Here is a 25,150-nt window from a genome sequence, read left to right as displayed (position 1 = left end):
TGTCGCCGGGTCATTTATATGGCCCGTGCGCCGGGGACGGGTGGTCCCTTCGGCGCGCCCGGGCAGGTGTCGCCGAGCTTCCCCGCGACGGCGCCGAGCGCATCGGCCAGCGCCCGCGTCTGGGCCTCGTCGAGGTGGTCGAAGATGAGCCGGCGCACGTCGGCCACGTGGGCCGGGGCGACGCGCTCGGCGAACTCCCGCCCGGCGTCGGTGACCCGTGCGATGCTGACCCGCCCGTCGCAGGCGTCGCCGGAGATCTCGACGTAGCCGAGGTCGACGAGCTTGCGCATGCGGTGGCTCAGGCGGCTCGCCGACATGTTCATCTGCCCCGCGAGGTCGGACAGGCGCAGCCCCTCGCCGGCGTCGCTGAGCGCGGCCAGCAGCCCGTATTCGACGTGGACCAGGCCGTGCGGCCGGAACGTGCGCTCGAGCTCGGGGAAGCCGACGAGCACGACGGCCAGCAGCGACATCCAAGCGCGCCGCTCGGTGTCGTCCAGCCATCGTGGCTCGTCCGTCATGGGTCCATGGTGCCCGGATCTTGCGCGAATGAGCCAACGACGCGTCCGATAGGCGTCAGAACCGGCCGATCGCGATGATCACCGCGAGGGCGCCGAGCAGCACGTTGACGCCGATCATGGGGTACTCCTTGGCCCGCGCGTGGTCCACGACGGCCAGCAGCATGATGACCGCCAGCCCGGTGGCGGCGAGCGGGGTGAGGATCGGCGCGATGCCGGTGGCCCACGGCAGGATCAGCCCGAGGCCGCCGAGGATCTCCGTGACGCCGATGAATCTGACCGTGCCTGGGCTGTACCGATGGACCCAGGTCATGTTCTTGCCCAGCTTCTCGACGGGCTGTGACGCCTTCATCGCGCCCGCGCCCAGGAAGGCCACGCCGAGGAGCACCTGCAGCACCCAGAGGAAAACGTTCATGCCCGGGATTGTGGGCACATGTGCTTGAAGCGTCAAGCTTTTCCTCGTTCCCCGCCCGCGGGTGATGGGGGCTCATCCGATGGGCGCCCACCGTGTGCGCATGGAGACGTTGCACCGGGAGTCCCGCTGGGTCACCGGGTTCGCCGTGTTCGGCGGGAGCATGATGCTCGTCGTCGGCATCTTCCAGATCATCGTCGGGCTCACGGCGATCTTCGAGCGAACCTTCTACATCCTCGCCGACAGCTACCTCTTCGGCTTCAACATCGTCGCCTGGGGCTGGGTACACCTCGCCCTCGGCGTGATCGTCGCGCTCGGGGGCGGGGCAGTGCTCGCCGGGCAGTTGTGGGGGCGTGTGCTCGGCATCGTGCTGGCGTCGCTGAGCGCGGTCGCCAACTTCCTGTTCCTGCCGTACTACCCGCTGTGGTCAATGCTGATCATCGCGGCGGACGTGGCGGTCATCTGGGCGCTGACGCGGTATGGGCGTGACGAGGCCGTTCTGAGCTGACAGTGTGTGGGCCGGCCACATGTGACCGGCCCACAGCCCGATGCCACGATGCGGTGATGCACGTCACGACCAGAGGGCCGCAGACCGGCCCGCCCGTCCTGCTTATTCATGGCAACTGTTCTTCGTCCGCCTTCTGGGAGCCGCTCGTACGGCACCTGCCCGAACACTGGCGGCTGGCGCTGCCCGACCTGCGCGGGTACGGGCAGAGCCCCGCCCTCCCCATCGACGCGACCCGCGGGGTGCGCGACTTCGCCGACGACGTGGCCCCGCTGCTGGCCGAGCTGGCCGGCGGCGGCAAGGTGACCGTGGTCGGCCACTCGCTCGGCGGCGGTGTGGCGATGCAGCTGCTGCTGGACCACCCCGAGCACATCGGCGCCCTGGTGCTGGAGGCGCCGGTCTCGCCGTACGGCTTCGGCGGCACCCGCGACCTCGACGGCACCCCGACCACGCCCGACTTCGCGGGCACCGGCGGCGCCTCGGCCAACCCCGACTTCGTCCGGCTGCTCGGGGCGAAGGACCGCGGCACGGACGAGCAGACCAGCCCGCGCAACGTGATGCACGCGTTCTACGCCGCGCCCGGGTTCGACTTCGGGGCGGACGAGGAGCCCCTCCTCGACACCATGCTCTCCACGGCGATCGGCGAGGCGAACTACCCCGGCGACGGCACCCCCAGCGAGAACTGGCCCGGCCTGGGACCCGGCACCAAGGGCGTGCTCAACACCCTCTCGCCGCGCTGGCTGAACCTGTCGGGGATCGTCGACGTGGCCGAGAAGCCGCAGATCACCTGGATTCGCGGGGAGCTGGACGCGATCGTCTCCGACACCTCGTTCTTCGACCTCGCGCAGCTGGGCAAGCTCGGCCTCGTGCCCGGGTGGCCCGGCGAGGAGGCGTGCCCGCCCCAGCCGATGATCGGTCAGACGCGGGCGGTGCTGGAGCGGTACGGCAACTACCGGGAGCTCGCGTGGGCGGGCGTCGGGCACAGCCCGCACGTCGAGCGCCCGGAGGAGTTCGCCGCCGTGCTGCGGGAGGTCGTGGAGGCCTGACGTTCGGATGCGCCGGGCCGCGCTGTGCCGCACAGTGTTGCGTGTGGATGCGACCGACAGCAGCGGCCTGGTCTCCGTCATCACCCCGATCTGCGTGATCGTCGGGCTGATCGGGGTGCTCGTGCCCATGGTGCCGGGCCTGGTGCTGTGCTGGGCCGGCGTGGCGGCGTGGGCCGTGTTCGGCGGCCACGGCGCGACCGGGTGGGCGGTGGGGATCGCGGCCACGGTGGTGCTCGCGCTGGGGTTCGTGGCGAAGTACCTCGTGCCGGGCCGCAACCTCAAGCGCGCCGGCGTGTCCAACCTGACCCTGTTCCTGGGCGGGGTCGGCGGGATCATCGGCTTCTTCCTGATCCCGGTGGTGGGGCTCGTCATCGGCTTCGTGCTGGCCATCTTCCTGGTGGAGCTGGCCCGCCACCACGACGCGCGGGCGGCCTGGGGTTCGACGAAGCACGCCCTGAAGGCGGCCGGGCTGTCGATGCTCATCGAGCTGGCGACCGGCCTGATCATCGCGGCCGTCTGGCTCGCGGGCGTCTTCGTCGCCTGACCCGGGTCGCTCCCTCGCTGCTCCCGCGTCCATCCGGTAGCCGACCGAAAATGTCGTACCCGTGTGGCAATGTGTCGGCATGGAGATCGGTCGGCACATCGACGCCCTGGAGCGCGCCGGGCTGGATCTCGTCGACGCCGCGGAGAAGGCCGGCTTCGACGCCCCGGTCCCGACCTGCCCCGAGTGGACCGTCCGCGAGCTGGTCCAGCACGTCGGCTACGTGCACCGCTGGGCGGCCACCTACGTCCGCGACGGCCGCACCAGCATCCTGACCGACGACGAGGAGGCCGACGCGGTCGGCCCCTTCCCCGCGGACCAGGCGCTGCTCGACTGGTTCCAGGCCGGCCACACCGCCCTCGTCGACCTCCTGCGCGCCGCCCCCGCCGACACTCCCTGCTGGCACTTCCTCCCCGCCGAGTCCCCGCTGGCCTTCTGGGCCCGCCGCCAGGCCCACGAGACCACGATCCACCGCGCCGACCTGGAGGGCGCCGTGGGCGACATCGCCGGCGTGGACGCCGACCTCGGCCTCGACGGCATCGACGAGCTGCTGATGGGCTTCTACGGCACCCGCGGCCGCCGGCTGCGCGCCGAGACGCCCTGCTCCCTGTCGGTCGAGGCCCTTGACGGCGCCGCCGCCGACGGCCCGCACGCGTGGACGGTGTCCATGACCCCGGCGGGCGCCACCATCACGCGCGGCCCGACCTCCGGCGCCGACTGCACCCTGCGCGGCCCGGCGAGCGCGCTGTATCTGGCCCTGTGGAACCGCCGCTCCACCACGGACCTCGACGTCCAGGGCAACGGGTCGGTGCTGTCCCTGTGGCGCGAACGAGCCACGATCCGCTGGACCTGACTTCTCTCCCTCTCTCACGTCTCCCTCTCTCACGCTTGGGTTCTCGGGTTTCCGGTTGTTTCTGCGTCTTGATCTCTCGCGCTTTGCGGGCCGCTGGGGGATTTGCCACACGATGTCGGATCGACGAGGGTCGGCGTGGCAGACTCGGCCGGGACCTGAATCATCGTTAGGGAGGGCGGTCGCATGGGGCGCGAGTTTGCATCCGTCGGGGTGGTGGGGCTCGGGACCATGGGGGCCGGCATCGTCGAGGTCTTCGCCCGCAACGGGATCGACGTCCTAGCCGTCGAGGTCAGCGACGCGGCGCTCGGCCGCGGCGAGCAGATCCTGCGCGGCAGCGTCGACCGGGCCGTGCGCAAGGGCAAGTTGTCCGAGGCCGAGCGCGACGCGCTGCTGAGCCGCGTCACGTTCGCGGTCGGGCTGCCCTCGCTGCACGCCGCGGACCTCGTCATCGAGGCCGTGCCCGAGCAGCTCGCGCTCAAGCAGCGGATCTTCGCCGAGCTCGACCGGGTGTGCAAGCCCGAGGCGATCCTGGCCACGAACACGTCCAGCCTCTCCGTCACCGAGATCTCGGTCGCCACGAGCCGTCCCAACCAGGTCGTGGGCATGCACTTCTTCAACCCGGCGCCGATCATGAAGCTGGTCGAGGTCGTGCGCACGGTCGTCACCGCCGACGACGTCGTCGCCGACATCGAGGGCCTGTGCGCGCGGCTGGGCAAGGTCGACGTGACCATCGGCGACCGGGCGGGCTTCATCGCCAACGCGCTGCTGTTCGGCTACCTCAACCAGGCCGTGTCCCTGATCGAGGCGAAGTACGTCACCCGCGAGGACCTCGACGCCGCGATGCGCCTCGGCTGCGGCCTGCCCATGGGCCCGCTCGCGCTCATGGACCTCATCGGCCTCGACACCGCGTACGAGATTCTCGACACCATGTACCGCCGGGGCGGCCGCGACCGCCGCCACGCCCCGGTGCCGCTCATCAAGCAGATGGTCACGGCCGGTCTGCTGGGCCGTAAGTCGGGGCGGGGCTTCTACACGTACGAGAAGCCGGGCTCGCCCGTGGTCGTGCCCGACGAGTTCACCAGCCTCGCCTTGCGCGCCGGCTCGGCCGCGACCGCATCGCCCGCCTCGACCGGCGCGGACGCGTTGCCCGGCGAGACGGCGGCTGGTGCTCCGGACCGCGGGATCGAGCCGGCCGTGCTCGCGCGGGCGGTCGCGAAGGTCGGTGTCGTCGGCTCCGGCACGATGGCCACCGGCATCATCGAGGTCTTCGCCCGAGCCGGGTTCGAGGTCGTCTCCGTGACCCGCGGCGCCGAGCAGTCCGGCCGCACCTGTGAGACCTTGAAGACGTCGTTGAACAAGGCCGTCGTACGCGGCCGGCTCGACGAGGCCGGACGCGACGCCGCGCTGGGCCGGGTCACCTGGTCCGCGACCATCGAGCACCTCACCGACGTGGACCTGGTCGTCGAGGCGGTCGTGGAGGAGCTGTCGGTCAAGAAGGCCCTCTTCGCCTCGCTGGACGAGATCTGCAAGCCGGGCGTCGTGCTCGCGACCACCACGTCGAGCCTGCCGGTCATCGAGCTCGCGGTCGCCACCGAGCGCCCCGCCGACGTGGTCGGCCTGCACTTCTTCAACCCGGCGCCGGCGATGGGGCTGGTCGAGGTCGTGCGCACGATCCGCACCTCCGAGCAGGCCGTCGCCACCGCCACCGCGATCTGCCGGGCCTTGGACAAGCACGCGGTCGTGTGCGCGGACCGTTCCGGGTTCGTGGTCAATGCGCTGCTGTTCCCGTACCTCAACGACGCCGTGAAAATGGTCGAGGCCTCGTACTCGACCGCCGACGACATCGACCACGCGATGAAGCTGGGCTGCGGCTACCCGATGGGCCCGTTCGAGCTGCTCGACGTGGTCGGCCTGGACGTGGCCCTGGCCATCCAGCGCGAGCTGTATCTTGAGCTGCGCGAGCCCGGCTTCGCCCCGGCGCCCCTGCTGGAGCACCTGGTGACGGCGGGCTACCTGGGCCGCAAGGTCGGCCGCGGCTTCCGCGACTACTCCCGAAGCTGACCGAGCCCAGGGCCGCCGAGCCCACATGACCCCGGCACCGGTCGCGGGTCGAGCAGTGGACGCGTGCGCAGCGCGTGGCGGCGGTGCTCGGGGCGCGGCGCGAGGTGGGGGGTTGCCGGGTGCGTGCCGGTCCGGGTGCGGGTCGCGCGATGCGCCGAGCGTGCGAAGCGATGGCGACCGGCGGATAGGCTGGATACGTGTCTCCCCGGCGCAACCACCCCAAGCGCGACGACGCACCGCCGCCGATCGATCTCGATCGGGTCAAGCGGGGCGTCGGCGCCGTGCAGCAGTGGAGCGACGGGGAGTGGCAGGTGCGCAACATCCCCGCGGGCGGGGCGACGAAGGCGTACCGCTGCCCGGGCTGTGACCAGGAGATCGGGCCGGGCGTCCCGCACCTGGTGGCCTGGCCCGCGGACGAGCGCGGGGACCTGACCGATCGGCGGCACTGGCACACCGGGTGCTGGCGCGCTCGCGACCGGCGCGGGCCCAACATCCAGCGGAGCCGCAGCGCGCCCCGCTACGGCTGAAAACGCCACCGCCGCGCCCGAGACGATGCGAGCCGCCGAAGGTGCGAAGGCCCGAGAGCGCAGGCGGGGAGCGCTAAGGCTGGGGAAGGTCGCGGCGCACGAACGAGCGCGTCTGCACCGGAACGAACGGCATCGGCTCCTGTGAGGACAGCCACGTCGACCGGCGGCGGCGGATGGACAGCCACGGCTCGCCGGCGACCGAGCGGGCCAGTGCCGCCGCGCTCAGCATCAGGCCCATCGCCCGGGTCCGGCCGGGGGTGAGGTGCCGGTGCGCGAAGGCCATGCGCTCGGTCAGCAGGGCGGTGCTCACCAGGCGCGCCGGGCGCGGCGAGGGTGGGTTCGCGGTCATCTGCGCGTCGGGGACGAGGGTCGGGCGGGCGCCGAGGGCTCGTGCGCGTACCGACAGATCCGCCGTGGGAAGGCGCTCGTCGAAGCCGCCCAGCATGTCCCACAGTCCGCGCTCGATGAGCAGCATCCGCGGGGTCAGGGCCGGCACGGCGCCGCCGATCGCTCGGTCCAGCCGCGGCAGCCGTTCGGGGTCGAATGGGAGGCTCAGCGCCAGGCAGGCCGTGCCCAGCAGGGTGGGCGCGGCCTCGACGGTGCGGCCGTCGTCGGCCCCGTCACGCAGGGTCCGGCCGGTGCAGAGCCGCTCGTCGGGATGGGAGCCCGCGTGCTCGAGGAGCGTGCGGACCGCGTCGCCGACCGGCTCGAGGCCGGGGTCGAGGAAGAGCAGCCACGGCGCCCGGGTGCTGGCCGCCCCGAGGTTCAGCGCGGCCGGCGCCGGCAGCGGCTCGTCCTGGCGGATCAGGGTGACGTCGCGGAAGGCGTGCCGCACGGCGGCCGCGGTGTTGTCGGTGGACCCGTTGTCCACCACGATCATCTCGGCCGGCACTTCTGTCCCGGACTGGATTGCGCCGAGTCCCCGCAGCAGACCACCGCGCTCGTTGCGCGCGACGGAGACGATGCTGACGACCGGTGCTGGCTGGCTACTGCTCACGAGTGGCTCCCACGGCGAGGCTGAAGCTTCCCGGATAGTACCGGCGGCCGGGGTGACCCAAGCCGAAAGTACCGAGGGAGCTTGGCCGATCCGGCGGGTGACATTCCGGTGGATGGGCCCTGCGAGCAGCGAAAACGTAGATATTGGACATGAACTTAGCCTGGGTCCGACTGCCGCCGGGTGGCGTGTCGCTGCTATCCTCTCGACGGCGGCGCAGGAAAGCCCGGCCGGCTATTTGTGCTCATGCATTCAAACATTCCTCGGACCATTGCCTTCCGGACCTGATACGGAGTGCAGCCGGAAACGGGGACGAACGCAATGCACGACGGCTGCCGAGGCGATGGCTTGACGGTGACGCTCGGTTTAAGCCCCCTGCGGTGTGTGATGGCGCTAGAACGGACGGTGATCATGCGGTGTCCATCGGTGATCATGCGTTCGGCCTGGTTATCGCGTTCAGGTTCGATTGGTCGCCGTCACTGCCCGGTCCTTAAGTCCGGCATAGAACTCAATTAAGGCGACGCAGCGTGATTTCCGGCGCACGAGCGGCGTCTTGTCCTTTTTTCCCTTATTGGACGATGCCCTCGGCAAAGGTGCAGCACCGTTGGTGTCAATAGCACCTTCAGCCACGTCGGGAATGCGGCACGATGGTTCCGGCAATGGCCGCTTCCTCGGTACCTTACCGCCGGGGTTCGGCCGCCCAACGGCAGTCAAGGTGACGAACGCCACCCGCATTTCACCTTCGATAAGTGGATTGAGCAGCACGTAAGGGGGTTGGGATGGTTTTGGCGGATTCGGCCACGGTCGAGACCGCGGTGATGGCGGCTTTCCCAGGGGTCCAGCGGCGCCGGCTCAGGTCGACCGGGCGCAATCTTCTCGTTGCGTTCCTCGGCGATACGCTGGCGGTCACGATCACCATCACGACCGTCGTACTGTTCATGGCCGGCGACCTGATGGGTGGGGCATTCGTCGCACCGGGCGTGGGGGTCGCGCCCGTGTACTCCGTCACCGCGTTCGGACTGTTCTGGCTGCTATTACTGGCGGGCAACCGCATGTACGACCGCTGGTTCCTGGAGAACCGCACCGGAATGATCTATCGGAGCCTGCGCGCCGCGGTGATCGCGGTCGCGATCCTGGCCCCGATCTGCGTGCTCTTCGACCTGCTGTACCTGCTCAAGCCGATCATCGTCGCCGTGCCCGTCGCCGCCGGCCTGACGATCGCCGGCCGCTACGCCACGCTCGCGGTGCTGCGCACGGTGCAGCGCGAGTACGTCCGCCAGCGCACCCTGGTCATCGGCCCGGCCGACTCGGTCGTCACGCTCCTCACGGCGCTGCGCCGCGATCGCTCCTACGGCCTGCGGGTCGCCGGAGCCTGCATCACCGACCTCGACCAGGCCCGCAAGGTCACCGCTCACTCCATCCCGGTGTACGACGACCTCAAGGACGTCGCCGGCACCGCACTCAGCACGGGTTGTACGGCGGTGCTGGTCGCGCTGCCGCTGGAGATGGACCCGTACAAGATGCGCCGCCTGGCCTGGGAACTCTCCGACAACGACATCGAGCTGCTGGTCGCGCCGGCCCTGCCCGAGGTCGCCCCCGAGCGCGTGGCCGTGCTGCCCAGCGGCGGCGGACCGCTGCTGCACGTGCGCGCCCCCGTGCTCACCGGCCCGCAGCGCGCGGTCAAGAACGTGCTCGACCGTCTGCTGGCCGGCATCCTGCTGATCCTGGCCGGACCGTTCATGCTGGTCATGGCGATCATGATCCGCGCCACGAGCCCGGGGCCGGCCCTGTTCCGCCAGCCGCGCGCCGGGATCAACGGCAAGGAGTTCACCTGCTACAAGTTCCGCACCATGGTCAAGGACGCGGACAAGTTGCGGCAGGAGATCGAGCACCTCAACCAGCACACCGAGGGCCTGCTGTTCAAGATGAAGCGGGACCCGCGGGTGACGAAGGTCGGCTCGATCCTGCGCCGCACCTCGCTCGATGAGCTGCCGCAGCTGCTCAACGTCATCAACGGCACGATGTCGATGGTCGGCCCGCGCCCGCCGTTGCTGTCGGAGGCCGCCGAGTACGACGACGACGTGCGCCGCCGCCTGCTGGTCAAGCCGGGCATGACGGGGTTGTGGCAGGTCAGTGGCCGCTCCGAGCTGTCCTGGCAGGAGTCGGTGCGGCTCGACCTCAACTACGTCGACAACTGGTCCCCGCTGCTCGACCTGCGCATTCTCGCCCGCACCGCGAACGCGGTCGTCCGGGGCACCGGCGCCTACTGAAGCTCGAGACGACCCCCGGCGAGCCCGCTCGCCGGGGGATTTCGCTGTCTCAGCGGGTGCTGAGGTCGCTGCCCCAGCCGCCCTTGTCGCGGCGGACCCCGCTCAGCGTGCGGTCCAGCACGAGCACGCCGAGGTAGGCGGCCGCGTCGACCGGCTCAGCGGGTGCTGAGGTCGCTGCCCCAGCCGCCCTTGTCGCGGCGGACCCGGCTCAGCGTGCGGTCCAGCACGAGCACGCCGAGGTAGGCGGCCGCGTCGACCGGGCTCACCTCGCGGCGCCGCAGCAGACCCGCCAGCGAGCCCAGGCCGGGCCCCGCTGCGCCGCCGGTCGCGTGCGGCCGCTGCAGGGCCGCGAGCTGGCGGTTGCCCCGGCGGACGCGGACCCGTCGGTTCAAGTGCGATTTGACGGTACGAGCTGGGCGCACCAAAGACCGGGCCTCGACCACCACCAGGCGCTCGTCCGGGGCGAAACTGGTGTGCACCCAACCGTCATCGGCGATCACGTCCGGCATCGGGAAGACCCGTGCGTGGCCCGCCTCGGTGAGCACGTAGACGCCGACCCCGGCGAGCGCGCGCGTCGGCGCGAGGAGCCGGTGGTGCACCCGGTGGACCCGCCGCGCGATCGGCCCGACCCGGTCGAGATCGAGCTCGGGCACGGGCGCGCAGGCCAGCACGCCCGGCTGGGCACAGGCCCGGACCAGGGCCCGGACGGACTCGGCGGTCAGCTCGACGTCGGCGTCGAGGTAGAGCCGCGGGAAGCTGCGGCAGGCCTCGTCCCCGAGCCGCAGCGCGGGCACCTTGCCGGGCACGGGCGTGTCGATCACGCGCACCCCGGGGACGGCGGCCGCGGCCTCGGCGGTGGCGTCGCTGCACGCGTTGGCCACGACGATGACGTCGAACTCGCCGGGCTCGGCGCCCTCGAGCAGCCGGTTCAGGTTGCGCCCGATGACCGCGGCCTCGTTGTGGGCCGGGATGACGATGCTGACCATGGTTGCCGGTGCCCGGCCCTCAGGCGACGTGGATCTCGGCGGCCACCCCGAGCTCCACGAGGGTCTTGGCGATCTCCTCGTGGTACGCGGGGTTGGTGATGACGACCGCCCTCGGCTGCAGCGCGGTCAGGGTCGACGGCGGGTCGACCCGGTGCCCGGTCACGGGCAGGAACCGGCCCCACTTGCGCGGGTTGAGGTCCACGACGCCGGCCAGGGCGAGCTCGCGGTCGGCGAGGGTGAGGAACTGCACGCCCCGCGTCCCGGCGCCCCACAGCACCGGCTTGGCACCCTCGGCGTCGAGGCGCGCGATGGTGGCCCGCCAGCGCTCCCGCTCGGCGTGGTGCCGCTCGGCGAAGCCGGCCCCGGCGGCGAGCTGCTTGTCCCGGGCCCGCAGCGAGGGCAGCTCGCCCGTGTGCGCGACGTGCCCGCCGGCGCGGGGGCGGTTGGCCGAGACCTCGATGTAGCGGTACATCCCGGAGAACAGCGTCCCCGTCGACTCGACGGTCCAGCCGGCCCGGCCGAAGATGCTCGCGAGGGCGTAGGCGCCGAAGTACGACACGCGCGGGTAGGTGACGTCCCAGCCGGCGCCGGCGAGCTCGTGCGCGGCGTCGGGGACCTCGACGTAGCCGAACACCTCGCGCCCGTCGGCCTGTTCACGCAGGTCGACCAGGAACTCGAACGGGTCGTCGAGGTGCTCGAACCAGTGGCGGGAGGTGAAGAAGTCGTACCGTGGGAGGCCGTCCTTGCGCGGCGCCAGCGCACTGTGGAACGTGGTGGCGCCCTGCTCGCCCTCCTCGCCGGCGTACCGCGCGTCGTAGCCGACGCCGCCGGCCCCGCCGATCCGGGTCAGCTCCTTGAGGAACTCGCCCTGCTCGCACCCGATGTCCAGCACGAGCTTGCCGTTGAGGTCGTACCGCTCGTTGAGGTTCTCGACGAGTTCGGTGGAGAACCGCTGGAAGGCGGGGGAGAAGTACGGGCTGGTGTCCATCGTCGTGTCGTAGGCCAGCCGCTCCGGCTCGAACGCGATGTTGCGCACGTACGCGCAGCGCGGGCAGGCGGCGAGCGTCATCCGGCCGGTCGGCGAGGCGACGGCGTCGCCGTGCGCCTCCCAGTGCACGCCGTTGAGGACCGGGACGTCGCCGAGCTCGGCGAACGGGACGAGCTTGTCCTCGTCACAGGCGTCGCAGACGCGGGGGCCGTGCTCCGTGGTCACGCCGACACCCGCCGATCGTGCCGGGCTTCCCGGCGGTCATGGGCAGTGACGAGCACGCGCATAGCGAAGCTCCCGATCGTCGGCGGGTGGGAGGTGAGTTTATGGTTCGCCAAACGGCCGCGGGGTCGTCTGTCGATTTCCTGACTGGCACCTCTGCGTGGCGGGGGTTCGGTTCAGATCTTGTTTTGTCGCGGGCCCTTGGTTCGCAGGCCCTTTGGTTCGCGGGCCTTTTGGTTCGGCGGCCAGCATTCTAAGACGTCTTCGGCCGAGTGATGCGACCGGCCCGGATCGCGTTGTTTCGGTGCGGCTGGTGCTTCAGGCGGGGCTCAGCGGGTGCCGTTGGCCTCGACGGTGACCTTGCCGTTGGTCGGGAGCGCGGCGGTGGCGGCGGTGAGCTCCTCGTCGAGCTCGGCCCCTTCCGTCTTGGGCTCTTCCGTCTTCGTGGCCTTGGCGCCCTGGGCCTTCGACTTCCCGTTGCCGTTCGTGCCCGGCTTGGGCTCCGCCGCCTTCGTCTCCGCGGCCTTGAGCGCCTCGGCGGCCTCGGCCTTCGCGGTCGCGACCTCGGCCTCCAGGGTGGCCACCTTGGCCTTCAGGGTCTCGGCCTCGGCGGCGGCGGTGCGCAGGGAGTCGGCCTCCGCCGCGGTCGCACGCAGGGTCTCGGCCTCCGCGGCGGCCTCGCGCAGGGTGCCGGCCTCGGCCTCCAGGGCGGCGATGCGGGCCTTGAACTGCTCGGCCTCGGTGTCGGCGGCGGCGCGGATCTCGGCGGTCTCGGCCTCGGCGGCGGCACGGGCGGTCTCGGCGGCCTTCAGGGCCTCGTCCGCCTTGGTGGCGGCCTCCGCGCGCAGGGCCTCGGCCTCGGTCGCGGCCTTGGTGCGCACGCCCTCGGCGTGGGTCGCGGCCTCGGCCTTGACCGTCTCGGCGTGCGTGGCCGCCTCGGCCTTGACGGTCTCGGCGTGGGTCGCGGCATCCGTGCGCAGCGAGTCGGCCTCGGCGGCCGCGGCCGTGCGCAGGGACTCGGCCTCCGTGGACGCCGCGGCGCGCAGCGAGTCGGCCTCCGACGCGGCGGTGGCGCGCAGCGAGTCGGCTTCCGTCGCGGCGGCGGTGCGCAGGGACTCGGCCTCGGCGGTGGCCGCGGCGCGCTGCTCGGCGAGCTCGGCGTCGTGGGCGGCGCGCAGGTCGCGCAGCTGCTGCTGGAGGGTCTCGCGGTGGGTGGCGACCTCGGCGTCGGCGGCCTGCTTGGCGGTGACCGTGTCGGCCTCGAGCTTGCGCCGGGCCTGCTCGGCGGCCTCGGCGGCGGCGGCCTCGGCCTGGGCGACGAGGGCGGCCGCGGCCTCCTGGGCCTGCGCGGCGACGATGGCGGCGTGCTCCTGGGCCTGCGTGGCGACCGCCTCGGCGGCCTCCTGGGCCTTGCTGGCCACGGCCGCGGCGGTCTGCTGAGCCTGGGCGTTGAGCGTGTCGGCCTCGTGCTTGGCCTGGGCGACGAGCGTGGCCGCCTGCTCCTGCGCCTGCGCGACGAGCGCCGCGGCGTGCGACTTGGCGCCGGCGGTCTCCTGCTCGGCGGCGGCGCGCACGGTGTGGGCGTGCTGGTCGGCCTCGGTCTTGACGGCGGCGGCGTGCTGCTCGGCGGCCGTGCGCACCTGGTGGGCGTGGGCCTCGGTCTCGGCACGGGCCTGCTCGAGCTGGGCGGTGGTGACCTGGGTGACGCGCTGGGCCTCGGCCTGGGCGGCGGCGACGATGCGCTCACCCTCGCCGCGGGCGTGGGCGGAGCGGTCCTCGATCGCGCGGGCCTCGGCGTCCAGCGACGAGCGGCGGTGGGCGACCGAGCGCTCCTCCTCGGAGCGGCGGGCGGCGAGGGCGAGCTCGAAGTCCTCGTTGGCCTTGGCGGCGCGGTTGCGGGCCTCGGCGAGCAGGCGCTCGGCCTCGGCGCGCAGGCCGGCGATCTCCTGCACGGCGCCGGCGCGGATGTCGGCGGCCTGGTCCTCGGCGAGGCCCAGGATCTTCTCGACGCGCGGGCCGAGGTGGCGGAAGGAGACGACCTCGCCGCGCCCGGGCGCGTGCCGGCGCAGCTCCTGCATCTCCATCTGGAGGTCCTGGACCTGCGAGGCGAGGGCCTGGACCTGGCCCCACACCTCCTCGTTCTCCAGCTTCAGCGCGGCGATCTCGTTCTCGGACTGCGTCCAGTACTTGTCGACCTGGTCACGCCGGTATCCGCGGATCGCCGTTTCGAAGTCTGGCTCCGAGGACACCCCGGTGCCCGAGTTGAAGAGGTCGCCGCCGTCTGACATAACACCCATCCTCACACGCAACGTCCCGCCACGCGCAATTACACACTGCGCGTGACGGGACGTGCGATCGAACTCCCCGTGAATGATTGCAATCGGTCCGGTTTTGGTTGCGGCCCGCAATCCTGAGAAGCGGCACGATCGCCGCGACCCCGTGCTGTCAGGCGGAGACCTTCTCGCCGTCCGACTTGCCCTTCTTGTCGCCGCCGCCCTGAACCGGCGCCGTCGGCATGATCCCGGCCAGACCGGAGAGCATCTGCCCAAGCTGCGACGTAACCGCATCCTTCTGGCGGGTGAGATCCTCGACCTCGCGGCGAGCACGCTGCGTGGTGTCCTCGGCCTCGCCGCGGGCCTCGCTGAGCACCCGGTGGGCCTCGGCGCGGGCCTCGTTGACGGTCTTGTCGGCGAGGTTCTTCGCCTTGTCGACGGTCTCAGCGGCGGCCCGCTCCGACTCGACGCGGCGGGTCTCGGCGCGCTGCTCGATCTCCTTGGCCCGGTCCTCAGCCGCCCGGGCGCGCCCCTCGGCCTCGGTGACCAGCTTCTGGGTGGCGGCAACGGCGGAGGCGTGACGCGCGGACTCGTCGCGCTCGGCCTTCTCCTGCCGCTCGGCGATCTCCAGCGCGAGGGACTGCAGGTCCTTGTCGCGCTTGTCGCGGGCGTCGGTGAGCAGCTTGGTCGCCTCGGCGCGCTTCTCCTCGGCCTCGCGAGCGGCCTTGGCCCGCAGCTGGGTGATCTCCCGCTCGGCGGTGGCCCGCAGCGTGGCGACCTCGCGCTCGACGGTCGCCTTGAGCTCGGCGACCTCGTGCGCGGTGGCCGTGCGCAGCTGCTTGGTCTCGCGCTCGGCGTCCGCCCGCAGCGTGTCGGCCTCGCGCCGGGCCTGCACCCGGACCTCGGCGGCCTCGCGCTCGGCGGCCGTGCGCAGGTTGCCCGCCTCCCGCTCGGCGGTCGCCTTCATGGCCGCCGACTCGGCGCGCGCCTTGTCGGTGATCTCGCGGGCCTCCAGCCGGGCCGCGGAGATGATGCCCTCGGACTCGCGCTTGGCCTCGCCCCGGTGGTCGTTGGCCTGCTCCTCGGCCAGCCGCAGGATCTGCTCGACCCGCGTGCCCAGCCCCGAGAGCGTCGGCCGGTTGTTCTCTTCCAGCTGCTTGTTGGTGTCGCTGAGCTTCTGCTCCATCGTGCCGAGGCGCTGCTCGGCCTGACGGACCCGGCGCTGGGCCTCGGCGAGTCGGCCCTCGGCCTCTTCGCGGGCCTGATTGGCCTGCTGCATCTGCGCGGTGAGGCGCTGCAGCTTGCTGTCGACCTGCTGACGGTCGTAACCGCGCAGGACAACACTCAGCTCTTCGTGATCAGAGCCGTTCTGGAAGAAGTCAACCGAGGACTGCTGCTGGGGCATTGGCACATACTTGCAGACCACCCGGGGGAGTTCGCAAGGGTGGAACGGCTATCTTCCGCACGGCCCTCATGGTCAACTTTCCCAGGCCAGGACACGCCGCGTTTTTGTCACGCGTTCTGGGCGTGGCGCGATGAGCTGGACGTGCGGCTCGAATGGCCGAATCGACCGGAACGCGTGGGTGCATGATCCCCACCGCGTCAGTGGGGGATTGAGTGACCGGCGGGTGAGCACCACGCGGGTGCCGAGTTCGCACCACGCCACGCCCGTCCTCGCCGACCCCGCGCCCGCGCCTGCGTCACGCCCGCGCCTGCGTCGCGCCCGCGCCTGCGTCGCGCCCGCGCCTGCGTCACGCCCGCGCTTGCTGCGTCCCGCGCTTGCTGCGTCCCGCGCCGTGTCCTTTCCGCGCCCGTGTCCGTTCTCGCTGCGCCCGCGCCTGGGTCCGCGCTGCGCCCCGCACCCGGATCCGGGCTGCGTCCGAGGTCGCAGCGGAGAAACGAACTCACGCGGAGCCGGAACCAGCGCGCTGTGGGGCGGTATGTGCGCGTCCGGGCGTGGCTGGGAGTGGGTGCGGGGTGGGGCTGCGGGGACGGGGTGATGTGGGGGCGGCGTGTGCGCGTCCGGGCGTGGCTGGGAGTCGGTGCGGGCTGTGCGGGGTGGGAGCTGCGAGAAGGGTGCTTTGCGGGTGGCATGCCCGCGCCCGGGCGGAAACCGGGCGCGGGGGTGAGGCTCAGTGGGTAGGTGGACAGGTCAGCGGTTGCGGAAGCGGTTGATGGCCGGCTCGTGCCGGGCCCGCAGCGCGCCGTCGCGAACGCCCAGGCCCTCCGACGGGGCGAGGGCCAGCACGCCGACCTTGCCCTGGTGGAGGTTGCGATGCACGTCGTACGCGGCCTGCCCCGTCTGCTCCAGGGAGTACACCCGGGAGAGGGTCGGGTGGATGCGCCCCCGGGCGATGAGACGGTTGGCCTCCCACGCCTCCCGGTAGTTCGCGAAATGGGAGCCCACGATGCGCTTGAGGTGCATCCAGAGGTACCGGTTGTCGTACTGGTGCGCGAACCCCGAGGTCGAAGCGCACGTGACGATCGTCCCGCCCCGCTTCGCCACGAACACGCTGGCGCCGAACGTCTCGCGGCCCGGGTGCTCGAAGACGATGTCGGGGTCCTCGCCGCCGGTCAGCGCGCGGATCTCGGCGCCGAAGCGCTTCCACTCGTCCGTGTCCTGGGTGTGCTCGTCGCGCCAGAAGCGGAAGCCGGAGCGGTCGATCACCAGCTCGGCGCCCATCGCCCGGCACAGCTCGGCCTTCTGCGGGCTCGAGACCACGCACACGGGCGTCGCGCCGCCGTTGAGGGCGAACTGCACCGCGTACGAGCCCAGGCCGCCCGAGGCGCCCCAGATGAGCACGATGTCACCCTGCTTCATCCGGGCGCCGTGGTGGGAGACGAGCTGGCGGTACGCCGTCGAGTTGACCAAGCCGGGGCACGCCGCCTCCTCCCAGGACAGGTGCGCGGGCTTGGGCATGAGCTGGTTGGCCTTGACCAGGGCCAGCTCGGCCAGGCCGCCGTAGTTGGTCTCGAAGCCCCAGATCCGCTGCTGCGGGTCGAGCATCGTGTCGTCGTGCCCGGCGGCGTCCTCGAGCTCGACGCTCAGGCAGTGCGCGACGACCTCGTCGCCGGGCTTCCACTTGCTCACCCCGGGGCCGACGCGCAGCACCACGCCGGCCGCGTCGGAGCCGACCACGTGATACGGCCGGTCGTGGCGCGCGGCCAGGGCGTTCAATGTGCCGTACCGACGCAGAAACCCGAACGTCGAAACCGGCTCGAAGATCGAGGTCCACACCGTGTTGTAGTTGACCGCGGAGCCCATCACGGCGATGAGCGCCTCGCCCGGCCCGACCTCGGGGGTGGGGACCTCCTGCACGTGCAGGGACTTGCGGGGGTCCTTCTCGCGCGTCTCGAGCCCGTCGAACATGGCCGCCTCGTCGGCGCGCACCACGACGCCCCGGTAGCTGTCCGGCACCGGGAGCCCGGCCACCGCCCGCAGCTCGGCGGCCGGGTCCGCGGCGCCTTCGGCCTGCATGATCGCGTCGAGGATGTGCTGCATCGCTGGCGCTCCTAACGTCCGGTGAGGAAGCGTCGCCGCACACGGCGGCCGACGACCATGGGGACCACCCACACATCTCGATCCCCGGGCCGGACGTTACTGACCGGTAACTAGACGCGGAAGGCGCTAGTGAGAAACTGCATCAGCGGGCTGTACGAGCTCGACCAGCACGCCCCCGGCGTCCTTGGGGTGCACGAAGTTGATGCGGGAGCCGGCGGTGCCGCGCCGCGGCTCCGGGTAGAGCAGCCGCACCCCGCGCTCGCGAAGGGAGGCGCACGCGGCGTCCACGTCGGTCACGGTGTACGCCAGCTGCTGCATCCCCGGCCCGCTGCGCTCGAGGAACTTGGCGATCGTCGACTCCGGCGACAGCGGCGCGAGCAGCTGCAGGCACCCGCCCTCGGGCGTCGGGCCGACCGAGAGCATGGCCTCGCGCACGCCCTGCTCCTCGTTGGTCTCCTCATGGACGCAGCGCATCCCGAACACGCGGCCGTAGAAGGCGATCGCCTCGTCGAGGTCGGCCACGGCGATGCCGACGTGGTCGATGCGCTGAATGCCGATGGGTGATATATCCAACTTCTGAGCCGAGGTCTCCATGGCGATAGTCTGAACTGATCCAACGTTCAGGTCGCGACGATGCGATGTGAACCTTCTCTCGGAAGGTCTCCTGCGATGACTCAGTCGGTGATCGTCAACGGCGCCCGCACGCCGATGGGCCGCCTGCTCGGCGCCCTCAAGGACTTCCCGGCCACCAAACTGGGCGAGGTCGCGATCCGGGCCGCGCTCGAGCGCTCGGGGGTCGCGCCGGAGCAGGTGCAGTACGTGATCATGGGTCAGGTCCTGCAGGCCGGCGCCGGGCAGATGCCCGCCCGCCAGGCGGCGGTGGGTGCCGGGATCCCCATGCACGTCCCCGCGCTCACGATCAACAAGGTGTGCCTGTCCGGCCTCGACGCGATCGCGCTCGCCGACCAGCTCATCCGCGCGGGCGAGTTCGACATCGTCGTGGCCGGCGGGATGGAGTCGATGACCAACGCGCCGCACCTGATGCTCGGGCAGCGGCAGGGGTACAAGTACGGCGACGTGGTGATCAAGGACCACATGGCCCTCGACGGGCTCACCGACGCCTACGACCAGGTCTCCATGGGCGAGTCGACCGAGCGGCACGTGGCCCGCCTCGGCATCACCCGCGAGGCCCAGGACGCGTTCGGCGCGGCCAGCCACCAGAAGGCCGCCGCCGCGCAGAAGAACGGCCACTTCGCCGAGGAGATCGTTCCGGTCGAGATCCCGCAGCGCAAGGGCGACCCGCTGGTCGTCGCCGACGACGAGCAGATCCGGCCCGAGACCACCGTGGAGAGCCTGGCCAAGCTGCGCCCGGCGTTCACCAAGGACGGCACCATCACCGCCGCGACCTCCTCGCCGATCTCCGACGGCGCCTGCGCCGTGGTCGTGATGAGCAAGGCCAAGGCCGAGGAGCTGGGCCTGACCTGGCTCGCCGAGATCGGCGCCCACGGCAACGTCGCCGGCCCGGACAACTCGCTGACCAGCCAGCCCTCCAACGCCATCAAGCACGCGCTGGGCAAGGCCGGGCTGAGCGCCGGCGACCTCGACCTGGTCGAGATCAACGAGGCCTTCGCCGCCGTCGGCGTGCAGTCCACCGCCGACCTCGGCATCGACCCGGCGATCGTCAACGTCAACGGCGGCGCGATCGCGCTCGGCCACCCCATCGGCATGAGCGGCGCCCGGCTCGCTCTCACCCTCGCCCTGGAGCTGCGCCGGCGCGGCGGCGGCCTCGGCGCGGCGGCCCTGTGCGGGGGCGGCGGGCAGGGCGACGCGCTGCTGCTGCGCGTGCCCAAGCAGTGACGATCCGCCGCTCGCGCGACGTGCCCGCGCTCGTGGGGGCCGCCCGGGAGGGCGACCCCCGCGCCGTGGCGCGCCTGATCAGCCTGGTCGAGGACGGTGACGAGGCGCTGCCGGCCATCGCGGCGGCGCTCGCCCCGCACACCGGCACGGCCGCGGTGATCGGGCTCACCGGCTCGCCGGGCGTGGGCAAGTCCACGACGACGAACGAGCTCGTCCGGGCGTTCCGCAAGGCCGGGCGGCGGGTCGGGGTGCTCGCCGTCGACCCGTCCAGCCCGTTCACCGGCGGCGCGATCCTCGGCGACCGGGTGCGCATGCAGGACCACGCCACCGACCCCGGCGTCTACATCCGCTCCATGTCCAGCCGCGGCCACCTCGGCGGGCTCTCGGCGGCCACGCCCCAGGCGGCCCGGGTGCTGGAGGGCGCCGGCTGCGACCCCGTGGTGGTCGAGACCGTCGGGGTCGGCCAGGCCGAGGTCGAGATCGCCGGGCTGGCCGACACCACCGTCGTGCTGCTGGCCCCGGGCATGGGCGACGCGATCCAGGCGGCCAAGGCCGGCGTGCTGGAGATCGCCGACGTGTTCGTGGTGAACAAGGCCGACCGCGACGGCGCCGACGCCACCTACCGCGACATCCAGAACATGATCGGCCTCGGCGAGCGCGCACCCGGGCAGTGGCGCCCGCGCGTCGTGCGCTGCGTCGCCGCGCGGGGTGAGGGCATCGACGAGCTGGTCGAGACGATCGAGGCGCACCGGGTGTACCTGCACGACTCCGGCGAGCTCGACGCCCGCCGGGTGCGGCGCGCCGAGGCCGAGATCGAGGCGATCGCGCTGGGCACGCTGCGGGCCCGCATGAAGGATCTGCGCCGCGGCGACGCCCTCGCCACGCTGGCCCGCGACGTCGCGGGCGGCCGCACGGACCCCCACGCCGCGGCCGGCGCCCTCCTGGCCCAGCTCGGCTAGTGTCTGCGGGTCAACCAACCCGCTGATCAGCACCTTGGGGGCTCACGTGACGGCCTGGACCGTCATGTTGCGCGGCATCCGGTACCGGGCCGGCCGGTCGTTCGTGGTCCTGCTCCTCGCCGTCACGGCGACCACGGCGGCCGTCCTCGCCCCCGCGTACAGCCGGGCCGCGCAGCAGTCCGTCCTCACCGACGGCCTCACCGGCGCGACCGGGCTGACCGTCGGCGCGAAGGGCACGCAGGACAGCGCCGCCTTCCTGGACCTGGCCGAGATCCGGCTGGTCATGAACGCGGCCCTCGACCAGGACCGGCTGCTCGGCGACCGGCTCGGTCGCCCGGTCGCGGCCATCGACACGGAGGTCACCTACGCCGGGGCCGGCGCCCGGCTCGCCTACCGCCAGGACGTCTGCGCGCAGCTGCGGCTCGAGGGCGACTGCCCGGACGAGCCGGGGGAGGTCGCGGTCAGCCGCCGCACCGCCGACGCGCATCACCTCCGGGCCGGCGACTCGATCGCCGTGCACCTCGGGCCCGTCGGCGCCGGGCGGGACAAGACATTCAAGATCAGTGGGCTGTACTCCCCGAAGGACGCCGACGCCGCGTACTGGGGCCGCACCGCGTACTTCAGCGCCGGCTCCGACGGCGAGGGGGAGCGGGCCGACTCGCTGTTCAGCCTGACCGAGGAGGACCTGCGGGCCGAGCCGGGCGCGACGCTGTCGACGCGGCTGGAGTACCCGCTGCGCGCCGAGCGCGTCCGCCTCGACGACGTCCCCGGGCTGCGCGACAGCCTCCGCGCGCTCGCCGGCCGGATGCGCAGCCACGAGCTCGAGGTCACCACCACGCTGCCGGCGGTCCTGCAGGCCGTCGACGCCCAGCAGGGGGCGATCGCGCGGACGGCGCCCGTCATCGCCGTACCGCTGCTGCTGCTGTGCTGGTTCGTGCTCTTCCTGCTCGTCGCCTCGCTCACCGAGGAGCGCGGGCCCGAGATCGCGCTGGCCAAGCTGCGCGGCTACCCGGCCGGGCGCGCGGCGCGCTTCGGCCTCGGCGAGGTCCTGCTGCTCACCGCCGCGGCCGTGCCGGTCGGCCTCGCCGCCGGGCTCGGGCTCGTCCAGGCCGCCGCGAGCGCCCTGCTGGCGCCGGGCGTGCACGCCGAGCTGCGCTGGCCGGTGTTCGCCGCGGCCGGGATCGCGCTCGCCGCGAGCGTCGGCGCCGCGCTGCTGGCCGCCCGGGCCACGCTCGCCCGCCCGGTTCTCGGCCTGCTGCGCCGCGTGCCCGAGCGCCGCGGCTGGAGGGCGGGGCTCGCCGAGGGCATCGTCGTCGCGCTCGCCGCGGCCAGCCTCGTCGCCGCCGCCGGGGACCGTACGTCGCCCCTGGCCCTGCTCGCCCCGCCGCTGCTCGCGCTGGTCCTCGGCATCGCCGCCGCCCGCCTGCTCGGGCTGTGGTCGGCGGCCCGGCTGCGCCTCGCGCGCCGCCGCGGCCGGATCGTGCCGCTGCTGTCCGCCGCGCAGCTGTCGCGGCGCCCGGGCGGGCAGCGACTCGTCGTGGTGCTCACCGTGGCCGTCGCGCTGCTCTCCTTCGCCGCGACCGCCTGGGACGTCGCCGCCCGGGCGCGCGGGGACGCCGCCGAGGACGCCGTCGGGGCGCAACGGGTCTACACGGTCGACGCGCCGCACCCGGACGCGCTCGAGGCGGCCGTCGCCGAGGCCGATCCCGGTGGGCATGCGATGGCGGTCGTACGCGCGAGCCAGCGCTTCGACAACGCCCCGATCGAGCTGCTGGGGGTGCAGTCCGACCGGCTCGCCGACGTCGCCGTCTGGCGCGGGCACACCCGCGAGCAGGTCGGCGGCGTCGCCGCGCGCCTGCACCCGTCCGCGCCCGACCCGCTGCGCCTGGGCCGCGAGCTCGGCGCCGAGGTGAGCGTCGACGCGCTGCCGGCCAAGCCCGCCCTGCGCCTGGCCGCGATCGTGGCCGGCCCCGGGCAGCCGCCGCGCACCGTCACCCTCGGCCCGCTGGCCAGGGGCACCCACGGCTACCACGCGGCGCTCGTGGGCTGCACCGCCGGCTGCCGGCTCATCGGGCTCGCGGTCGGCCGGTCGGCGGGCGGCAGCGACCCGTTCGCGGTCACCGTCGCCGTGCGCACGTTGTCCAGCGACGGCGAGCCGCTCGCCCCCGGCTTCGACCTCGCCGGGCGCTGGCGGGCCCGGCCGGCCGCGAACGGCGGGAACACGGTGACCGTGCGCGCGGGGGCGGCGCTGGGCATCGACGTCTCCGGCAGCGACCCCGCCGACGCCGTGGTCGAGCACGTGGACACCCCGGACACGCTGCCCGCGGTGCTGGCCGGCGGGGCGCCGGCCGACGACGCCGAGGCCGCCGCGTTCAGCCTGCCCGGCTTCTCGGACCAGCCGCAGCCGTTCACGGTCGCGGCCCGCGCCGACAGCCTCCCGCGGGCCGGGCGCCGCGCGGTGATGTTCGACCTCGACTACGCCACGCGCCTGGCCGAGCGCACCGCGAGCCTCGCCGACAACGGCAGCCTGCGCTACGAGGTGTGGGCCGCGGCCGGCGCGCCCGCGGACCTGGCCGCCCGGCTCGGCGCCCGGGGCGTGCAGGTGCTCGGCACCGAGACGATCGACGGGTTCACCGAGCGGCTGGCCCGGGGCGCCCCCGCGCTCGGGCTCCGGCTCTACCTGCTCGCCGGGGGCGCGGCGATCCTCCTCGCGCTCGGGGTGGTGCTGCTGAGCGCGTACGTCGGCGTCCGCGCCCGCCTCTACGAGCTGGCGGCGCTGCGGGTCGCCGGGGTGCGCGCGGGGCAGTTGCGACGGGCGCTGCTGCGGGAGTACCGCGCGCTGCTCGGCCTGCCCCTCGTGGCCGGGCTGGCCGCGGGGGTCGCCGGCGCGCTGGTCATGCTGCCCGGGGTGCCGCTGGTGACGGTCGGGGAGCCGGCCGGCTCGTTCTCCTACGAACCCGGGTTCGGGGCGCTGCCGGTCGCGCTCGGGCTCACGGTGCTCGGACTGCTGGTGACCGTGGTGCTCGTGCTGCGGCTGCTCGGCCGGGCCACGCCCCCGCGGCTGCGGGAAGGCGGGCAATGAGCGCCGGGCTGGGGATCATGTGCCGGGGGCTGGTGTACATCTACCGGCTGGAGGGGTACGACATCGTCGCCCTTTCCGGGGTGGACCTGGACATCTCGGCCGGGGAGTCGGTCGCGCTGCTCGGGCCCTCGGGCTCCGGCAAGTCCACGCTCCTGTCGCTGCTGGCCGGGCTCCTGCCACCGTCGGCGGGACGGCTCACGGTCGGCGAGCACGACCTCGTGCGCGCGACGCCGGCCGAGCTCCAGGAGATGCGCGCGGCCGACGTCGGCGTGGTGCTGCAGGGGGCGTCGCGGAATCTGCTGCCGTACCTCACCGCCGAGCAGAACGTCCGTTTCGCCCAGCGCGCGGTCCCCGGCGACCGGCGCCGCGGCCTGCCCGAGCCCCGCGACGTGCTCGCGATGGTCGGGCTCACCGGACGCGCACGCAACCGGCAGCGGCCGCAGCGACTCTCTCCTGGTGAGCGTCAGCGGTTGGCGCTCGCCGTGGGGCTGGCCGGACGGCCGGGCCTGCTGCTCGCGGACGAGCCGACCAGCCAGCTCGACCCCCGGGCGCGCGACGAGGTGCTCACGGCCCTCGACGCGGTCCGCCGGGCGGGCACGACCGTGGTGGTCGTGACCCACGACCCGGACGTGGGGCGGCGCCTGGGCCGGACGGTCACCATCCGCGACGGCCGGGTCGGGGCGGAAGGCCGGCGAGGAGAGGACTACGCGGTCGTGGGCCGCGACGGTACGGTGCATCTGCCGCAGGACGTGCTGCGCATGCTGCCGCCGGGGACATTGGTGGGCGTCGAGCCCCAGCCCGACGGCACGGTGCTGCTGGTCCCTGCCCGAGTCGACGTGGAGGGATTGCAGTGAAGACGCTGACGGTCGAGGGGGTCACGGTCGCGTACGAGCGGGACCACCCGGTGCTGCGCGACGTGTCGGTCGTGGTGTCCCCGGGCCAGATCCTGGCCGTGACCGGGCCCTCGGGCGCGGGCAAGACCACGCTGCTGTGGGCGATGGCCGGCCTCCTGCGCCCGGCCGAGGGCGTCGTGACGGTCGACGCGACGCCGCTGCGCGACCGCGACCACGCCGTCTCGGAGCGTGTGGTGCTCATCCCGCAGGACAACGGGCTCGCCGCGATCCTCACCGCCCAGGAGAACATCCAGGTCGCCATGATCGCGGGCGGCTCGGCCCCGGCCGACGCCCGGCGCGCCACGGTCTCCTCGCTCGAGCGGCTCGGCCTCGCCGGGCAGGCCGACCAGCTGGTGGAGGAGCTCTCCGGTGGTCAGCAGCAGCGCACGGCGATCGCGCGGGGCCTGGCCCTGCACGGCGCCGTGCTGCTGGCCGACGAGGTGACCAGCGAGCTGGACGCGACCAACCGGCAGAAGGTGATGGAGCTGCTGCAGGAGGAGGCCCGGCGGGGCGCCGCGGTGGTGTTCGCGACCCACGACCCGGAGGCCGCGGCCGCCTGCGACCGCGAGCTGCACCTCTCGGACGGGGCGGCCCAGCTGGTGCGCGGCTGACCGCACTGTCTTCGCCGTGACTCAAGCCACCTCCCGGGCCTGATTCGCGAGTA

General features: G+C 73.0%; 22 protein-coding genes. 12 read left to right on the top strand and 10 right to left on the bottom strand.

The genetic code is table 11. The annotated features are described in order from the left end of the window. Positions 1-14 precede the first annotated feature (14 nt). Positions 15-518, bottom strand: a complete 504-nt coding sequence (locus ABT369_RS27455) for a MarR family winged helix-turn-helix transcriptional regulator (protein ID WP_350616129.1) — start codon at positions 516-518, stop codon at positions 15-17. A gap of 55 nt (positions 519-573) precedes the next feature. Beyond that, the gene (locus ABT369_RS27450; RefSeq protein WP_350616127.1) at positions 574-930 is read right to left on the bottom strand and encodes a DoxX family protein; all 357 of its coding nucleotides are present in this window, start codon (positions 928-930) and stop codon (positions 574-576) included. A gap of 100 nt (positions 931-1,030) precedes the next feature. Between ABT369_RS27450 and ABT369_RS27445 the strand changes: the two genes are divergently transcribed. The 6 genes from ABT369_RS27445 (at position 1,031) to ABT369_RS27420 (ending at position 6,460) form a co-directional block, all read left to right on the top strand. Beyond that, positions 1,031-1,435 carry a DUF7144 family membrane protein gene (locus ABT369_RS27445; RefSeq protein WP_350616125.1) on the top strand — a complete coding sequence of 135 codons (405 nt, stop codon included), beginning with the start codon at positions 1,031-1,033 and terminating at the stop codon, positions 1,433-1,435. Positions 1,436-1,491: 56 nt separating this feature from the next. Then, complete coding sequence (locus ABT369_RS27440) at positions 1,492-2,478, top strand: alpha/beta fold hydrolase (RefSeq protein ID WP_350616124.1); 987 nt, start codon at positions 1,492-1,494, stop codon at positions 2,476-2,478. A gap of 43 nt (positions 2,479-2,521) precedes the next feature. Beyond that, on the top strand, positions 2,522-3,022 hold the full coding sequence (locus ABT369_RS27435) for a DUF456 domain-containing protein (RefSeq protein ID WP_350616122.1): 501 nt from the start codon (positions 2,522-2,524) through the stop codon (positions 3,020-3,022). Between the two features lie 79 nt (positions 3,023-3,101). Then, positions 3,102-3,872: a maleylpyruvate isomerase family mycothiol-dependent enzyme gene (locus ABT369_RS27430; RefSeq protein WP_350616120.1), complete on the top strand. Its 771-nt coding sequence runs from the start codon at positions 3,102-3,104 to the stop codon at positions 3,870-3,872. Between the two features lie 183 nt (positions 3,873-4,055). Next, positions 4,056-5,933: a 3-hydroxyacyl-CoA dehydrogenase family protein gene (locus ABT369_RS27425; protein ID WP_350616118.1), complete on the top strand. Its 1,878-nt coding sequence runs from the start codon at positions 4,056-4,058 to the stop codon at positions 5,931-5,933. Between the two features lie 197 nt (positions 5,934-6,130). After that, entirely contained in the window at positions 6,131-6,460 is a 330-nt protein-coding gene (locus tag ABT369_RS27420; RefSeq protein ID WP_350616116.1) for an Rv1322 family protein, read from the top strand. 73 nt (positions 6,461-6,533) lie between these two features. On the opposite strand, the gene ABT369_RS27415 is transcribed toward ABT369_RS27420, so the two are convergent. Both ABT369_RS27415 and ABT369_RS27410 read right to left on the bottom strand, forming a co-directional pair. Further along, on the bottom strand, positions 6,534-7,457 hold the full coding sequence (locus ABT369_RS27415) for a glycosyltransferase family 2 protein (RefSeq protein WP_350616115.1): 924 nt from the start codon (positions 7,455-7,457) through the stop codon (positions 6,534-6,536). Positions 7,458-7,910: 453 nt separating this feature from the next. Beyond that, positions 7,911-8,219 (bottom strand): hypothetical protein, encoded by a 309-nt coding sequence (locus tag ABT369_RS27410; RefSeq protein ID WP_350616113.1) that lies wholly within the window; start codon positions 8,217-8,219, stop codon positions 7,911-7,913. Positions 8,220-8,233: 14 nt separating this feature from the next. On the opposite strand from ABT369_RS27410, the gene ABT369_RS27405 reads away from it, so the two are divergent. Then, a complete protein-coding gene (locus tag ABT369_RS27405) occupies positions 8,234-9,724 on the top strand; it encodes a sugar transferase (RefSeq protein ID WP_350616111.1) in 1,491 nt (496 codons plus the stop codon). Positions 9,725-9,879: 155 nt separating this feature from the next. On the opposite strand, the gene ABT369_RS27400 is transcribed toward ABT369_RS27405, so the two are convergent. The 6 genes from ABT369_RS27400 to mce form a co-directional block, all read right to left on the bottom strand. Further along, positions 9,880-10,710 carry a glycosyltransferase family 2 protein gene (locus ABT369_RS27400; protein WP_350616109.1) on the bottom strand — a complete coding sequence of 277 codons (831 nt, stop codon included), beginning with the start codon at positions 10,708-10,710 and terminating at the stop codon, positions 9,880-9,882. 19 nt (positions 10,711-10,729) lie between these two features. Next, a complete protein-coding gene (locus tag ABT369_RS27395; RefSeq protein ID WP_350616107.1) occupies positions 10,730-11,923 on the bottom strand; it encodes a methyltransferase domain-containing protein in 1,194 nt (397 codons plus the stop codon). Positions 11,924-12,249: 326 nt separating this feature from the next. Further along, positions 12,250-14,208, bottom strand: coding sequence for a coiled-coil domain-containing protein (locus ABT369_RS27390; protein WP_350616105.1), 1,959 nt, complete (start codon positions 14,206-14,208; stop codon positions 12,250-12,252). A gap of 157 nt (positions 14,209-14,365) precedes the next feature. After that, entirely contained in the window at positions 14,366-15,598 is a 1,233-nt protein-coding gene (locus tag ABT369_RS27385) for a coiled-coil domain-containing protein (RefSeq protein WP_350616103.1), read from the bottom strand. Positions 15,599-16,345: 747 nt separating this feature from the next. Then, the gene (ccrA, locus tag ABT369_RS27380) at positions 16,346-17,695 is read right to left on the bottom strand and encodes a crotonyl-CoA carboxylase/reductase (RefSeq protein ID WP_350616101.1); all 1,350 of its coding nucleotides are present in this window, start codon (positions 17,693-17,695) and stop codon (positions 16,346-16,348) included. 126 nt (positions 17,696-17,821) lie between these two features. Continuing rightward, positions 17,822-18,289, bottom strand: a complete 468-nt coding sequence (gene mce / locus ABT369_RS27375) for a methylmalonyl-CoA epimerase (protein ID WP_350616100.1) — start codon at positions 18,287-18,289, stop codon at positions 17,822-17,824. 75 nt (positions 18,290-18,364) lie between these two features. On the opposite strand from mce, the gene ABT369_RS27370 reads away from it, so the two are divergent. Genes ABT369_RS27370 through ABT369_RS27350 form a run of 5 tightly spaced genes read left to right on the top strand, consistent with a single transcriptional unit; the run spans position 18,365 to position 25,097 of the window. After that, a complete protein-coding gene (locus ABT369_RS27370) occupies positions 18,365-19,552 on the top strand; it encodes an acetyl-CoA C-acetyltransferase (protein ID WP_350616098.1) in 1,188 nt (395 codons plus the stop codon). Positions 19,553-19,554: 2 nt separating this feature from the next. Beyond that, on the top strand, positions 19,555-20,511 hold the full coding sequence (gene meaB, locus ABT369_RS27365) for a methylmalonyl Co-A mutase-associated GTPase MeaB (protein ID WP_502891830.1): 957 nt from the start codon (positions 19,555-19,557) through the stop codon (positions 20,509-20,511). 46 nt (positions 20,512-20,557) lie between these two features. Further along, positions 20,558-23,593, top strand: coding sequence for an FtsX-like permease family protein (locus ABT369_RS27360; RefSeq protein WP_350616094.1), 3,036 nt, complete (start codon positions 20,558-20,560; stop codon positions 23,591-23,593). Continuing rightward, on the top strand, positions 23,590-24,447 hold the full coding sequence (locus tag ABT369_RS27355) for an ABC transporter ATP-binding protein (protein WP_350616092.1): 858 nt from the start codon (positions 23,590-23,592) through the stop codon (positions 24,445-24,447). Before ABT369_RS27360 ends, ABT369_RS27355 begins: the two co-directional genes overlap by 4 nt. Further along, positions 24,444-25,097 carry an ATP-binding cassette domain-containing protein gene (locus ABT369_RS27350; RefSeq protein WP_350616091.1) on the top strand — a complete coding sequence of 218 codons (654 nt, stop codon included), beginning with the start codon at positions 24,444-24,446 and terminating at the stop codon, positions 25,095-25,097. Before ABT369_RS27355 ends, ABT369_RS27350 begins: the two co-directional genes overlap by 4 nt. Positions 25,098-25,150: the final 53 nt, after the last annotated feature.

The organism is Dactylosporangium sp. NPDC000244 (genome assembly GCF_040300725.1).
Lineage (GTDB): Bacteria > Actinomycetota > Actinomycetes > Mycobacteriales > Micromonosporaceae > Dactylosporangium.
This window is presented reverse-complemented; position numbering and strand designations above follow the sequence as displayed.